This is a genomic window from Paenibacillus sp. MZ03-122A (genome assembly GCF_024213325.1).
In the GTDB taxonomy this organism is placed as follows: Bacteria; Bacillota; Bacilli; order Paenibacillales; family Paenibacillaceae; genus Paenibacillus; species Paenibacillus polymyxa_B.
Genome location: NZ_JANAVI010000006.1, coordinates 86,223 through 101,218 on the forward strand (window position 1 = coordinate 86,223; position 14,996 = coordinate 101,218).

13 protein-coding genes and 1 riboswitch are annotated in these 14,996 nt (G+C 42.5%); of the genes, 6 read left to right on the forward strand and 7 right to left on the reverse strand.

Annotated features, from left to right (window positions below; all coding sequences use genetic code 11):
• Window positions 1-44: 44 nt before the first annotated feature.
• From NLX74_RS14630 to thiE, 5 genes are all read left to right on the forward strand, one after another.
• Window positions 45-1,766, forward strand: a complete 1,722-nt coding sequence (locus NLX74_RS14630) for an NAD-dependent malic enzyme (RefSeq protein WP_254329148.1) — start codon at window positions 45-47, stop codon at window positions 1,764-1,766.
• A gap of 92 nt (window positions 1,767-1,858) precedes the next feature.
• A riboswitch (TPP riboswitch) is annotated at window positions 1,859-1,961 on the forward strand.
• A gap of 138 nt (window positions 1,962-2,099) precedes the next feature.
• Window positions 2,100-2,789, forward strand: coding sequence for a thiaminase II (gene tenA, locus NLX74_RS14635; protein WP_254329149.1), 690 nt, complete (start codon window positions 2,100-2,102; stop codon window positions 2,787-2,789).
• A gap of 74 nt (window positions 2,790-2,863) precedes the next feature.
• Window positions 2,864-3,706 (forward strand): hydroxyethylthiazole kinase, encoded by an 843-nt coding sequence (thiM, locus tag NLX74_RS14640; protein WP_254329150.1) that lies wholly within the window; start codon window positions 2,864-2,866, stop codon window positions 3,704-3,706.
• Window positions 3,703-4,533: a bifunctional hydroxymethylpyrimidine kinase/phosphomethylpyrimidine kinase gene (gene thiD, locus NLX74_RS14645; RefSeq protein ID WP_061828849.1), complete on the forward strand. Its 831-nt coding sequence runs from the start codon at window positions 3,703-3,705 to the stop codon at window positions 4,531-4,533. Before thiM ends, thiD begins: the two co-directional genes overlap by 4 nt.
• Window positions 4,530-5,243: a thiamine phosphate synthase gene (gene thiE, locus NLX74_RS14650; protein WP_254329151.1), complete on the forward strand. Its 714-nt coding sequence runs from the start codon at window positions 4,530-4,532 to the stop codon at window positions 5,241-5,243. Before thiD ends, thiE begins: the two co-directional genes overlap by 4 nt.
• On the opposite strand, the gene NLX74_RS14655 is transcribed toward thiE, so the two are convergent.
• The 3 genes from NLX74_RS14655 to NLX74_RS14665 form a co-directional block, all read right to left on the reverse strand.
• On the reverse strand, window positions 5,188-5,355 hold the full coding sequence (locus NLX74_RS14655; protein ID WP_080682975.1) for an aspartyl-phosphate phosphatase Spo0E family protein: 168 nt from the start codon (window positions 5,353-5,355) through the stop codon (window positions 5,188-5,190). The genes thiE and NLX74_RS14655 overlap by 56 nt on opposite strands.
• A 297-nt stretch (window positions 5,356-5,652) precedes the next feature.
• Window positions 5,653-7,089 (reverse strand): transcriptional regulator, encoded by a 1,437-nt coding sequence (locus NLX74_RS14660; RefSeq protein WP_483311653.1) that lies wholly within the window; start codon window positions 7,087-7,089, stop codon window positions 5,653-5,655.
• 140 nt (window positions 7,090-7,229) lie between these two features.
• The gene (locus tag NLX74_RS14665) at window positions 7,230-8,204 is read right to left on the reverse strand and encodes a LacI family DNA-binding transcriptional regulator (RefSeq protein WP_254329153.1); all 975 of its coding nucleotides are present in this window, start codon (window positions 8,202-8,204) and stop codon (window positions 7,230-7,232) included.
• A gap of 186 nt (window positions 8,205-8,390) precedes the next feature.
• On the opposite strand from NLX74_RS14665, the gene NLX74_RS14670 reads away from it, so the two are divergent.
• Window positions 8,391-9,734 carry a 6-phospho-beta-glucosidase gene (locus tag NLX74_RS14670; RefSeq protein ID WP_254329154.1) on the forward strand — a complete coding sequence of 448 codons (1,344 nt, stop codon included), beginning with the start codon at window positions 8,391-8,393 and terminating at the stop codon, window positions 9,732-9,734.
• A gap of 164 nt (window positions 9,735-9,898) precedes the next feature.
• Here the strand turns inward: NLX74_RS14670 and NLX74_RS14675 are convergent, their stop codons facing one another.
• From NLX74_RS14675 to NLX74_RS14690, 4 genes are all read right to left on the reverse strand, one after another.
• Window positions 9,899-10,801 carry a PhzF family isomerase gene (locus NLX74_RS14675; protein ID WP_254329155.1) on the reverse strand — a complete coding sequence of 301 codons (903 nt, stop codon included), beginning with the start codon at window positions 10,799-10,801 and terminating at the stop codon, window positions 9,899-9,901.
• 314 nt (window positions 10,802-11,115) lie between these two features.
• Entirely contained in the window at window positions 11,116-11,454 is a 339-nt protein-coding gene (locus NLX74_RS14680) for a hypothetical protein (protein WP_254329156.1), read from the reverse strand.
• Between the two features lie 528 nt (window positions 11,455-11,982).
• Complete coding sequence (locus NLX74_RS14685) at window positions 11,983-13,434, reverse strand: restriction endonuclease subunit S (protein ID WP_254329157.1); 1,452 nt, start codon at window positions 13,432-13,434, stop codon at window positions 11,983-11,985.
• Window positions 13,427-14,857: a class I SAM-dependent DNA methyltransferase gene (locus NLX74_RS14690; RefSeq protein ID WP_254329158.1), complete on the reverse strand. Its 1,431-nt coding sequence runs from the start codon at window positions 14,855-14,857 to the stop codon at window positions 13,427-13,429. The genes NLX74_RS14685 and NLX74_RS14690 overlap by 8 nt, the downstream gene beginning before the upstream one ends.
• Between the last annotated feature and the right edge of the window lie 139 nt (window positions 14,858-14,996).

The following is a 14,996-nucleotide window of genomic DNA, read 5'->3' on the forward strand; positions in this document are numbered from 1 at the left end:
TCGTTATGAATAGTTATGAAAATGAAGAGAAGGAAGGTCTTTCTATGGAAGCATTTTATGTCAATCGCGATGGGTCATTATCTACTCCATTACGGGGAAAGGATGTGTTGGCAAATCCCCTTTTGAACAAAGGTGTCGCTTTTACAGAAGAAGAACGCAAGGAGCTGGGTTTGGAAGGAATCCTTCCTCCAACCGTCCTTTCATTGGAGAAACAGAGCGTACGGGCATATCAGCAGTTTCTAGCACAACCCACCATGCTGCGAAAAAATGCTTCTCTCAACGACCTTCACAACCGAAATGTCGTACTCTACTACCGGCTGCTAACCGATCATTTGAGTGAAATGCTGCCCGTAGTCTACACGCCGACTGTAGGAACCGCGATTCAAGAATATAGTCACGAGTACAACCGCCCTGGAGGCATATATTTGTCGATAGATAACCCGAACGGTATTGGACAAGCATTCCATAATTCTGGTTTGAGCGGCCATGATGTGGATCTGATCGTCGTGACAGATTCCGAAAGTATTTTAGGGATTGGTGACTGGGGCGTTGGGGGGATTAACATTGCTATCGGCAAGCTTGCAGTGTATACGGCTGCGGCAGGTATTCATCCCGGGCGGGTGCTGCCAATTGTACTGGATGTAGGTACAAATAATGAAAAGCTGCTGAATGATCCACTGTACATCGGAAACCGCCATAAACGGGTTCGCGGAGAAGCCTATAACCAGTTTATTGATACTTTTATCAGCAAAACGTTAGCGCAATTCCCAAAGGCGCTTTTACATTGGGAAGACGTGGGTAGCGTAAATGCACGCCATATTATAGGAAAATACGGTCAAAGTATACTCACCTTCAACGATGATATACAAGGTACAGGAGCGGTGACCTTGGCTGCGATTCTTTCGGCGGTGGGTGTCACCAAGACTCCGCTGCTTGAACAAAAAATACTTGTTTTCGGCCCAGGGGCAGCAGGAATCGGTAATGCTGATCAAATTCGGGGTGCTATGATCGAGGACGGCCTTTCCGCAGAACATTCCTTCAAGTCCTTTTGGGCCTTTGATTATCGCGGGCTGTTAATGGAAGATATGGAAGACGTATTGGAGTATCAGAAACCGTATGTGCGCAATAAGGATGAAGTCAGTTCATGGACCCGGTCGGGTGACGGCAAAATACCACTGCTGGAGGTCATCCGTCAGGTGAAGCCTACGATATTGATTGGAACTTCCGGTGTAGCAGGTGCCTTTTCTGAAGAGATCATCAAGGAGATGGCGAAACATGTAGAACGCCCGATCATTATGCCCATGTCCAATCCTACAAACCTTGCAGAAGCAGTACCCGAGGATTTGATCCGGTGGACCGATGGCAAAGCACTGATTGCAACCGGAAGTCCTTTTGAGCCCGTCACCTATAACGGTACGAAATTTGAGATTGGACAGGCGAACAATGCCTTTGTTTTTCCGGGACTGGGTCTGGGTGCGATTGTGGTTAAAGCCAAAAGGATTACCCCTGCGATGTTTACAGCGGCAGCAGTTGCTGTTGCCAATGGTGTAGATTCGAATACGCCTGGCGGTGCACTACTCCCTCATATCCGAAAATTACGCGAAGTTTCGTACGCTGTTGCGATTGCGGTTGCAAAAGCCGCGATACAGGATCAGGTAGCTCAGGCGCACATTTCAGATGTGGAACAAGCTGTACGAGATGCAATGTGGAAACCGGAATATGCCAAGGTCAAAGCTGTGGAAAATGTAATTCATCACCCTCACTAAGCCCAAAACACCTAACTAGAGGAAATTTCATATTTTGCACACTATGTTTGACATAGCGTATGAACGTATGTACAGTAATAGTCAAAAGAATAGAAGTCCACTAGGGGAGCCGCTATGGCTGAGACAAGAACGTATCTTGGACCCTTTGAACCTGATCTAGTTCGTACTAGCGTAGGAAAGTGGAGCCTTCGTATATAAGGTTTCAAACGTTTTTTTGCGTATTGGGCCTATTGTTGAAGCCGCTCCCATTTTTCCGGGGCGGCTTTTTAGCGTTGTTCCGGAATTATATTCTTACAGGACTTCTTGCTCTTCAATTTGATGGAGGTGGGGAAATTGAGTTTTACACAAGAACTCCGTCGGCAGGCGGACGGCATTTTTCAAGCGATTTTTGAGCACCCCTTTGTGAGAGGTATTGCTGAAGGAAGTTTGACAAGGGGACAGCTGATTCACTATGTAAAACAGGACTTTGAATATTTGAACGCCTACATGCGGATATACGGCATCGCAATCTCCAAATGCACCAATCGGGAGGATATGGCTGTATTTAATGAACAAATCTCTTTTATTCTCCACAGCGAGGTTCATCCGCATCAAAATTTCTGTGCTGTCGCAGGGGTGACCTATGAAGAGTTGCAGGGATATCCGCTCGCTCCGTCGGCTCATCACTATATCCGTCACATGCTGACGGTTGCGCATGAGGGTAGCCTGGGCGAGATCTTGGCTGTGCTGCTGCCATGTATGTGGACGTATGCTGAGATTGGTCGCAGGCTGCTGGATGAAGTAAAGCCGGATGAGTCTCATCCGTTCTATGAATGGATTGGCTTCTATGGAGACCAGCTTGATGATACAACACTCAAGTTCCGAGAACGTGTAGATGCTTGGGCGGAAGACGCAACGGCTGCTGAGCGGGAGCGGATGATTGAGCATTTTATACTGAGCTGCCAGCTGGAATATAAGTTCTGGGATATGGCTTATAAACAGGAAGAATGGCCGGTCCAAATGCAGGCAGCGATCTTGGAATAGTCAGCCTGGCGATTCGATGCGTGAAGTACGGTTAATGCCCTGTTGAACCACCAACTATAGAGAGGATAATCATTATGAGTACATGGGAAAAAAGTTATTCGGATCTCCTGACGAAGGTACAAAACAGCAAACCCCTCGTTCACAATATGACCAATGTGGTAGTCACCAACTTTACAGCCAACGGCCTGTATGCATTGGGCGCCTCCCCGGTGATGGCCTATGCACCTGAGGAAGTAGCAGATATGGCAAAAATAGCAGGCGCCGTCGTGTTAAACATCGGTACACTGAACCGCGAACTGGTGGATGCCATGATCATTGCTGGACAATCGGCGAATGCACACGGTGTTCCGGTGCTGCTAGATCCGGTCGGTGCGGGAGCAACGAGCTTTAGAACTGAATCGGCACTGCGAATCCTGAGTGAAGTCGAAATCTCATTGGTGCGGGGCAATGCAGCCGAAGTCGCACATCTTGTTGGAGAAGCGCGTGAGATTAAAGGCGTAGATGCCGGTGACAGTGCTGACAGCGACTATGTCGATCTGGCAATTCGGGCTGCTCGAACGCTCAATACAATGGTTGTCATTACTGGAAAAGAGGACGTCATCACCGATGGGGCCGAAGCACGAATGATTAGCGGCGGAGACGCGCTCCTCACGAAGGTAACCGGAGCAGGCTGTCTGCTGACCTCTGTGTTAGGTGCCTTTGCAGCTGTTGAACCCAACCTGCTGCTCGCAGGTACAGCAGGTTTGGCATTTTACGGTGCAGCAGCTTCTCGAGCCGCAACACGTACCGCAGAGCTGGGGCCCGGCAGCTTCCAGATTGCCTTTCTCGACGAGCTGGCCAAACTGCACACAGGTTCACTAGAAGGGCATGTCTCGATCCATGAAGCCGGAACAACAGCAGCAGGTGGTGCGCGATGACAGACGTTCGTGTACCCAGAGCGCTGACGATTGCTGGTTCGGACAGTGGCGGCGGGGCCGGAATTCAAGCTGATCTCAAAACCTTTCAAGAACTTGGCGTGTACGGCATGTCGGCTATTACGGCCATTACCGTACAGAATACCTTAGGGGTCCACGGCGTATATCCGCTACCAGAGGAAGCAACAGCGGAACAGATCGAAGCCGTAGGATTAGACCTTGGAGTGGATGCCCTGAAGACTGGCATGCTGTTTAATGCCGGCATCATCCGTCTTGTGAGCGAGCAGATCCGAAAGTTCGGCTGGAAAAAGGTCGTCGTCGATCCCGTGATGATTGCCAAGGGAGGCGCTGAACTGCTGCAGCTGGAAGCGGTGCAGGCTTTGAAGGACGACCTGCTCCCCTTGGCCCTGGTCGTTACACCGAATATCCCGGAGGCGGAAGCCCTGACAGGGATCAGTATCCATACGATGGAGGATCGCCGCGAGGCTGCGAGACATATTAGCAGTATGGGACCAAAATTCGTTGTGATTAAGGGTGGCCACGCTGACGAGAGCGAGATCAGCGGACAGATTGTTGACCTGCTTTTTGACGGAACCGCCTTTATAGAGCTGAGCGGCAAGCGAGTACGGACTGTCCATACACACGGAACAGGGTGCACTTTCTCGGCAGCGATTACCGCGGAATTAGGGAAAGGGATGTCTGTACCGGAGGCTATCTCGAATGGTAAAGCCTTCATCCAGGCGGCGATTGAGGATACGTTGTCTCTGGGACAGGGACACGGCCCAACCAATCATTGGGCCTACCGACGTCGTCAGGAGATGCTTTTATGAGCGGTAGAATATTGTCAGAGGTGGTGCGCCGCCATCTACAGATATACCTAGTGCTTGGAAGCGTGAATTGCCTCGCGGAACCAGGCTGGGTCGTGCAGGAGGCTCTGGCTGGCGGGGCAACTATGGTTCAGTTCCGGGAAAAGGGTCTCGGCGCGTTAACGGGCGTTCCTATGTTCGAACTTGCGCGCCAGCTACAGGAACTGTGCCGTCACGCTGGTGTCCCCTTCATCATCAATGACGATGTGGAGTTGGCTCTTGAACTCGACGCCGACGGTGTTCACATCGGTCAGGACGATGAATCCGCCGATTCCGTCCGCGAGCGTATCGGAAATCGAATTTTAGGCGTCTCCGCCCATACCATTGAGGAAGCACGTCGAGCCATCCTGCAAGGTGCTGATTATCTCGGCGTTGGGCCCATCTATCCCACCATCTCGAAAGATGATGCCCATGCCGTACAGGGACCGGCAATTTTATATGAGATGCGTAAAGCGGGAATTGATGTGCCGATTGTTGGGATCGGAGGTATTACAGTGGACCGTGTTGAGGAAGTCGCACGTGCAGGTGCAGATGGTGTAGCGGTGATTTCAGCCGTGACACAGACAGAGCAGGTTAGAGGTGCGGTCAAGGAATTAAAGAAAAATATGCTCTCATTTCTCAATGATCCGATCTACACGTTTGATATTGATTCAACAGATCATCCAGCTTTTTAGATTGTTCTATTACTTTGGGATGTGTTAAAAATCCATACTTTTTCTGGACCTGGTACAGTTTCTTCCTAGCTCTTTCGACACAAAGTAAAGTCACACTTTGATTCATCAGCATGATCCCTCCTATATGTCATATTTTATAACAAAAAGACGTTTTTTGGATTTTCAAATGATGCGCCTAACAAAAAAAGAACATTCCAAAAGTTTGCATAAACAGCGAAGCCTCAAAATCCACGTAAAAAAGCCTCCGTCTCCACTAATAAAGTGGGACCGAGGCTCTTTCCATAAAAAGATTCAATGAATATTAGAACATACAACCTAACCGTTTTAAGCACCTCCAATTTGTACTTGAGGCGTTATTCTTTGATTTTGGTTATGTGACTGAACAGGCATTGCTAAAATAAACAAGAAGCTAGCTGCGATGACCAGCAGAATCATTTTTTTCAACATTGTCTAACCACACCTTTTCTAATAGTTTGAAATACTCTTCCCTTGTTTCGGGAAGCGCATGTGCTTGGAAATGTGCAAAAAGTCCCGTACAGTTTATAAAATAAGTCTCATTATTTAGTATGTGGGCTTTTACCAATGCATATATTAAGTGTTTAAAGCCATCATTGAACATTCCCCGTCTTAAATAGTAATAAGCCAGTTCGTAACCAAACCATGCAAAATAATCCGGCATCACTTGTTGAGTGTACATATCAGTGGATTGTGATAGCAGAGCAAAAGAATTAATCTCCACTTCAAAACGTGAAAGGACATCATTGATATCTATTGCATATCGGTTAGCAGCTATCATAACGTTCAGCAACTTGGATAGCTTTTCATTCTCGGTAGTGATTGATGTGGATGCAATATATTCAACATAATGAGGAAGCACATTCGTATCTCCAGATAGGAGTTTATTTACATAAGTATTACCTTCTGCCCAATGCTTGAACAAGTTGACCCAGTGTTGAGTTTTCTGGTCTGTCTCGATCACCCAATCTAAATCTGCGTATGCATTTGTAAATTGTAATGCTTGCTGATAATCGCCTTGGGCTTCACAGACACTCGCACACAGTAAATCAGCATAGGTAATGTACACAAACATCGGGCGACTCAGCCTCTTTTCAGACTCCTCCCACTCTCGATTTTTCTGTTGATGCTTCAAAGAATATTGGATCTCCGCTTTGGCTCTCATTTTTCGAGCAGTTGCATCGAGCTTGTCCCATTCACGTAGAGAACGATACACATTCGCCAAATCTTTTAACGCATCAAGTTGATCTATTTCATTCAGACGTTCGACAAAGGGTTCAAATCGTGTAGCCGCCTTGAGATTTCGGATCTGATTGTTACCCACCTGAATGGTAAACAGACGATACTGACAGATAGCCAAACGTTCAGAATGCTGGTACTTCTCGCCTTCTGCAATCCCTTCGTAGAGCAACAATGCAGCATTGTGCTGACCTTGTGCGAATAATTTTTCTGCTGCATCAAATAACTTTGGGGAATATAGAAGGTTGTCCATAATATGTCCCACTACAAGCTGGATAGCATCCAACTTATCCAGTTCCGCACAGCGAAACAACAACGGCTCAATTCGCCTCCAATCCGGGGAACGCTCAATGATGTAGTTATCTATGTATAGTTCGTAAAAAAAACCTTCTGGTAGTCCCATAGCCCAAGTGATTCGATCAAGCTGATGTATAGCAACAGGACGATGCTTGGCAATCCAATTATTAAGTGTTCTTTGATGAACACCTGAATGTTCGGCAAATTGTGCCAGCGTCAAATGGTTTTCCCCTAAATAATCCTCTAACTTCGTCAAAATCGTAGGTGTATGTCCCAAGTCATAACCACCCTTCATACAAAAAATCCAAATTTTATACTTTCACCTCAAATTATTCACCAAGTTTTAACATGTGTCAACATTTTTCTTCCATTATTCCTACTATATAAACTTTAATATGGAAATTAATAACCACTAAGATGAGGTCCCTTTTGGAATCAGGTGGTCGCTCGCTCTACTAATTTGAATTCCAGATGATGTATCATTTCATCCAGCCCTTCGAGGGCATTTCGAATCATAATGAACGCGTTCTCAGCTTGCTTGTCTATCGGGTAATGAATCGTAGTTAAATCAAGCAAATGCGAGATTTCGGTGTTGTCAAAGCCTACTACTGCAAAATCACTCGGTACAGAAACACCTAGCCTACGCGCTTCAGTCAAAAGACCTGCTGCCAAATAATCGGTAGAACAGGCAAAGGCGTCCGGCCTGTCAGTTTGTGCTCGTTCTGCCCACCAATGAGCTATTTGTTCACCAGCTGCTATTGAATTTAAATCATAAAAATGCGGGAAGGCCTCAGCGTCCAAATCATATTTTTCGCAAAAGTCATGATAAGCTCGAATGCGTTCTTTTGTATTCAACCCCCGCATGCTGCCGTACACATTCACAATTTTCCGATATCCTCGGGCGTACAAATGTTCCAATGCCAGCGTATAGCCCTGATACTGATCCATAAATACAGACGGGATTGCCTCAATGTTTACACGCTGCCAGGTCACAATCGGGCCATATTTTGTATAATGCTCAATCACACTCCACTCATTGACGCGAATCATACAGACCAAAGCGTCCAGTTGCTTTCTCCGCAACATTTCCAGCGCTTCAAGTTCTCGCCCCTTCTCCCCATTCGTAATAAATAGCGCTATATTAAAGCCATGCTCCTGGGCATACATTGTAAATCCACGCACAAATAAACCCAATGAATCATTAAAAGAAAGTGAAATAATCCCTATGAGCTTGGTCATGCCCTTTTTTAAAGATACCGCATTTAAATTAGGAACATAATCCAGCCGATCTATGACCTCCTGCACACGCTGCCTTGTGGGTTCACTCACGTACGGATGGTTGTTAATGACACGGGACACCGTAGCCGAGGATACCCCCGCCAGCTTTGCAATTTCATGAATATTCGCCATTTTTCTCACCTCGTTCTTTCTATTTTAGCATGTTCGTGTTTAGCATGTTCGTAGTGTCCGCCCTATAATTGTCACCTTCCCAAAATAAGTTTTTTAAAAGCGCTTGACCTGTAATGCATTACAGGGATTACAGTGAATTTGTGCTTAAGAAAGCGGTTTACAAAACATACTTAGGAGGCACTAACTATGAAAAAAGGCATAAAGATTGCAACCATTGGCGGAGGCTCCAGCTATACACCAGAACTAGTAGAAGGCTTCATCAAACGTTATGCAGAGCTTCCCATTCGGGAATTGTGGCTGGTAGATATTGAGGCAGGACGTGAAAAACTGGAGATCGTAGGTGCTATGGCCAAACGGATGGTGAAGGCCGCAGGCATTGATTGTGAGGTACATTTGACGCTGGATCGTCGGGAAGCGTTGAAGGACGCCGATTTTGTAACGACCCAATTTCGGGTAGGCTTGCTGGAAGCCCGGATTAAGGATGAAAGTATTCCGTTAAAACATGGCATGATCGGTCAGGAGACCAATGGTGCCGGAGGAATGTTCAAGGCGTTTCGCACCATACCCGTTATCCTCAGTATCGTCGAAGATATGAAAGAACTGTGTCCGAATGCATGGTTAATTAATTTTACCAACCCTGCAGGTATGGTCACCGAAGCCGTGCTTCGTTATGGTCAGTGGGATAAAGTCATCGGATTATGTAATGTTCCAATCGGCGCGATCAAGAGTGCATCGGCTGTGCTGGACAAACCGGAAGAAGAGCTGTTCTTTAAATTTGCAGGGATTAACCACCTTCATTGGCACAAGATTTATGACAAAACAGGGGCCGAATTAACAGAGCAAGTTATTGAAGGACTATACGCTCCGGGTGCAAAGCCAGAGAAAGTCGTTGAAAATATTAAGAACATGCGCTTCCTGTATGATCAAGTTCGTCAATTGAAAATGCTGCCTTGTCCTTACCATCGGTATTACTATATGACGGATAACATGCTCAAGGAAGAATTAGAGGAAGCCAAAAACGAAGGAACTCGGGGCCAAGTGGTCAAACGTCTGGAAGAAAGTCTGTTCGAACTGTATAAAGATCCGAATCTGGATTACAAACCAGAGGAATTATCCAAACGCGGTGGTGCGCATTACAGCGATGCAGCCTGTGAGATCATTAATTCCATTTATAACAACAAAGGCACATTGATGGTGGTTAGTACACGTAACAATGGTGCGATTGATGATGTTCCTTATGACAGCGCCATCGAGGTGACCAGTGTTATTCGCGCCCATGGTGCCGAACCTGTCAACTTTGGCAAATTCCCACCTGCACAGCGGGGCTTGCTGCAAGTAATGAAGGCAATGGAAGAGCTGACGATTGAAGCGGCGGTCACTGGTGACTATGCAACAGCACTGCAAGCCTTCACCCTGAATCCGCTCGTACCAAGCGGGGACATTGCTCAAACCGTACTGGATGAATTGCTGGAAGCACACAAAGAGCATCTGCCGCAGTTCTTTGCTCATAAAGAGAAGGCGACGGTATAAAAAGGTAGGTCGCTATCATCCTGCTGGAACACAAAAAAGCTTCCTACATGTAGGAAGCTTTTTGCTATACGTCCCAGGAGTACTTGCTGGGACATTGGTGTTATTGGTTTGTACTTGGCTTGACAATCCGTCATTAAGCTTATTGATAAATTTGTTAGACTTTTTTAAAGTATGATCTCCGTTGAAAAAGCAATAACCGCTTTCCCCGTAATTTGAACTAATACGGGTTTTCCCTGTTCCTTTTTCACATGAACATGCATTGTTCCCTCTCTTTTGATTGCCTCACCTTGTAAAATATCAAAATCAAAAGACTGCTCATTCTCATTTTGCAAAATGTTATAGTGTACCAAATAGGCTCCAAGCGGTCCGTTTGCATTTCCTGTCACCGGGTCTTCAGCTATTCCAATTGCAGGAGCAAACATTCTTCCGTGAACCGATATATCCTCTTGTGGATTTAATGTAAAAACATAATATCCATTACATCCAATATGCTTGCTGATTTCTGTAAGCTTCTGCAAATCAGGTTTTAAACTATGTAGTATTTCATTGGAGTAAATCGGAATCATTACCTTAGAATGACCTGTTGAAGATATTGCAACTGGATATTCCATGCAAATATCTTTACAAGAAATACCTAACGCATTTGCAATCTGACTTCTTATTTCATCATTTAAAGGCTCTGATACAGAAGGTTCTCCCTGTGTCATTACAATAGAATAGTCATCTTCATACTTTATAACATCAACAGGCAATATACCTGCTTTTGTTTTTTGAATAATTCTTCCAGTTTCAGATTTTCTCTCAATTGCATAAATATAATGCGCTGCTACTGTTGCATGACCACAAATTGGAACCTCTGTTGTTGGAGTAAAAAATCTTACTTCAACATCATAATTTGAAGAATCTGTTTCAAAAATAAATGCAGTTTCCGAATTATTTAATTCTCTTGCAATTCTCTGCATCTGCTCATCTGTAAGTCCATTTGCATTTGGAACAACCCCAGCAGGGTTACCATGAAATCTATTTTTTGTAAATGAGTCTACTTGATATATTCTATATTTTTTCATAATTTCGCCTCTATAAATACTAGTTTGTCTGTCTGTTAAATCTGATATTAACATACTTTTTAGGCAGTTTCACTTAAATTACAAGATATAATATGGCACTTTAATGAAAGCGAACTGATCCTTATTATAGAATCGCGCTCTTTTATGGAAGATTGTTATTAAACTAAAGCCGCAGTTAGCTGAAATGGTCTTCTCAATCCTTATCTAAAAATGGCAAAAATATTTTATGATTATAGATACTTTTAGATTCTGCCACGCCTGTTGAGTAACTCAATTCATAAAACAAGAGGTGTCTGCCATCAAGCCTTATTGATCTATTTCGACCCCCTGAAGGGGTTGCCCATTTTCTGCTCGTAAAGCGACATGAAGTTTAATAGCTGCACGCTCTCCGTGATATGGAACCCAATGGATCGATAGCTACCCCATTGTTCCAACGCAGCCATGCACCAGTATTGGAGTAAATGGTACACCGTAAACTTGCGGGCTTTGTCTTCATAACCTATTAACTTCACACCCCTTTGAACTTCTTCAGGAGTCAGCATGGATTGAAGATAGATGTAATCGTGATAGAATTTCTCATAAGATCGTCCTCTTTCGGATTCGTTTGGATGGTAATAACGATTCTGAAGAAAAGACGATCCTTTTTCTTCCATTTCGTGGTTATTCAACAGGCGTGCTACAATATAGGGGTATTAGTTTATATAGCGTGTAAAAATCGTGTGTATAATTTGTGTAAACAGGTGTATTAATCACACCTTTTTCTAACGTTTTCTATCGTAAACCCCCATAAAATAAAAAACGCCCCAAACCCTTATATATCAAGGATTTGAAGCATTTTAAATTTCGTCCAAACTTTACATATCTGAACTCTTCGACGTCCCAGGAGGGATTCGAACCCCCGACCGACGGCTTAGCTTACCACTATAGTTTTCACTACTTATACTAGGCATACCAAGCGTTTGAGACGTATTCAATTCGTACTAGGGGTTCGGTCAAATTACGTTCTAAGACCGAAAGTATCTTTAATCAATACAATAACTCTATTTGATATTTTAATCAATACTTATCATTTCGTTTTCAAAATCCACTTTCCATACGTGTATCAGGTTCAATCATTCTTAATACCCAAAACACCAATATATCGAAAAATACCACCTGTGTATCCGTTATATAAACAACAACTATAACTTTTCTTGAAGAATAGATTTTAATAATTCAATTGCTGGTTCATCTGTTGGATCGTTTGTACCTAGTTCACCTTTGAAGGCTTTTGAGAGAACAGCAGACTTGATTTCATCGACATTTATATTCAATAATTCTTTAACTTGAATTTCCTTATTAAAGAATTCATCTAATAATTCTACAATTTTCAATTGTTCTTTTAAAGGAGGTAACGGTAATAGAAATTCACTAATCATAGTAGCACTTAAATTCTCTTGATTTCCACCCTTAGCAATACTCCTAAATCTATTATACCCCTCCATAAAATAGTAATATAAGTATTCAGGTGTTATATAAGGAGAAGGTAATAATGCACAAACAGCTTGATTACATGTTGCTTCAATATCTAAAATAGCTGCTCGACCTCTGGTTAAACCTTGTCCATACATCGCCACTAATACCGATTTTTTGGGCAACCATTTAGCTGAACTTTTTTCTACACCTAATTGAGTGATATGTTCTTCTGCTTCTGAAATTCTATTCCATTTAATTTCACCTGTTTTTATCCATGGTACTTTACCATCTACATAATATTCTTTAAATGCCTTTTTTGGTGTACCACCAGAAGTTATTTTTAAAACATCACCTAACTTAACCCATTTCCATGTAGAAGGTATAGAATGTCTAATATCAGACTCAAGAATGTCAGGATTAATTTTCGCTTTAAAAGTAGCTTCTGATTTCAATTTTTTATATAGAATATGTGCATCTTCTACAACTTCATTTTTTCTAAATGAAGTTGTCAATTCACCTTTTAATGCTGCTTCTAAAACCCCTGCACGTCTAAGTCCAAAAGTTTCTTTCGCTTCATCAATCAGTTGTTTAGCTTCATCAATTTTATCAAATAAAATTGAAATTTTATTTGCTATTTTTTCTTGCTCATTTTTACTTGGTAGCGGAACTTTTAATGCACCTAATATTTTGGAATTTGCACCTGGCTGTGCAATACCTTTTTTAGAAAGCATAATCTGATTCCAATACACGTGGGTTTTCATATAATTTTCTATAAAAGATGCATTAGCCAATTTATTCAACCTAATCCGAATTAAATATGAAGCAAAAACAGCATTTTCCACTTCTTCTATCCTATAACTTTTCCCTGTCGTTGCTCCTGTCCTAGCTACTAAAATGTCATTTTTATCCAACCTATATTTTGCAAATTCATTTTCTTTAATAGCACAATAGGGAACTTTGCTCCAATCAACTTGATTATCTTGAATGTCTGTAATCCTTACAAATTTTGGTCCTATTTTTTCTAATGATGCACTTTCGGTATAACCATATTGAATAGATTCTGCCAAAGTATTTAGCTCTACCCAAACCCAGCCCTCAGGAAGAGCATAAGGTTGTTCATCCTCTGTTACTAAAGTTTCTTCCAATAATTCATCTAAAGTCTTTTTCTTCTTACTCACGACCTTTCACCTCTATCGCTTTCAGTTCAGTTACGACTTCATTTAATAAATTCATCGCTTGTTGCAACTTATCAATAGCTTCTTCTGCTGATTCAATTGGGTCTGGTAAGTTGTCATAAGCTGATAACGATTCATCTGCAATTAAACCAATATCTAAGTTATCACCTTTAGCTGCAATCGCTTCACGTGTAAATAGATTCCATCTTTCATCTTGCACTTTTGTACGTTCTTCAGACATATAAGCTTCGATGAAACCATCAAAATGCTTTTCTGTTAAAGGTGTACGTTTACCGAATGTTGGCATATTTGTACGTAAATCATATACCCAAACTTCTTTTGTATTGCCTTCATCTTTTGTTCCACGTTCGAAGAATAGGACATTTGTTTTTACACCTTGCGCATAAAAAATCCCTGTTGGTAATCGAAGAATTGTGTGAAGATTACATTTGTTCATCAAGTCTTGACGAATTTTAGCACCTACACCATCTTCAAATAATACGTTATCAGGTAATACAACAGCTGCACGTCCTGTACCATCTGTTACAAGCGAATTATAAATAAGCTGTAAGAAGTTTAACTGCTTATTAGATGTTTCAAATGTTAAGTCATCACGTGTAGCACGTTCTCCACCTTTTTTTGTACCGAATGGTGGATTTGTTAATACGACGTTAAAGTTCTTCATCCATTTACCATTTGTAGATAAAGTATCTCCTTGCTCTAAACGCCCTTCCATATCATGAAGTAATGCGTTCATTAAGGCTAAACGGTGGGTATCTTTTACAAGTTCCATTCCTGTGAAAGCCTCTTTCTTTTGGAACTCAGCCTCTTCTGGTGAAAGATCAAAATAATCATCAGTTTTTTCTTTTAAGTAACGGTCTGCTGCGATCATGAAACCAAATGTACCAGCTGCTGGGTCATTGCATCGCTCACCTACTTTAGGATCAATCAGTTTTACCATTACATCAATTAATACACGTGGTGTGAAGTATTGTCCTGCACCTGATTTTTTCTCACTCGCATTTTTTTCAAGTAAGCCCTCGTATAAATCGCCTAAACCTTCTTCTTTTGCGTTGTACCAATCTAACTCATTAATTGATTTCAGCAATTTCTCGAGGTTTTTTGGCTCATCAATACTTGTTGATGCACCGCTGTAAATTTGACGTAAACGTTCATTTTTAACTTCACTTTTTCCAAGCTCTAATAGTAACTCTTGATAAAACTCTTTTAATTCAATTCCTTCTTTCGAAAGTAAATCATCCCAACGGTAACCTTCTGGGATAACCTCTTCCATTTCTTGCTCTTTCATCATTTTTAAAAATAAGATATATGTTAGTTCAGTTACATATTGCTGATATGTAATCCCATCATCACGTAATACATTTGCTAAGCCCCAAAGTTTTGAGACGATTTCTGTGTTATTCATGTTCTTCCTCCATGTTTCCTTTAATCTTTGTACATTATAACCTTTTTAGGTTAATCGCTCTATTAGAACTATCAAAAAAGGAGTTCCAACGTAAGAACTCCTTCACATATTATTCAATAATTGTCTTTTCTGTAAAAAT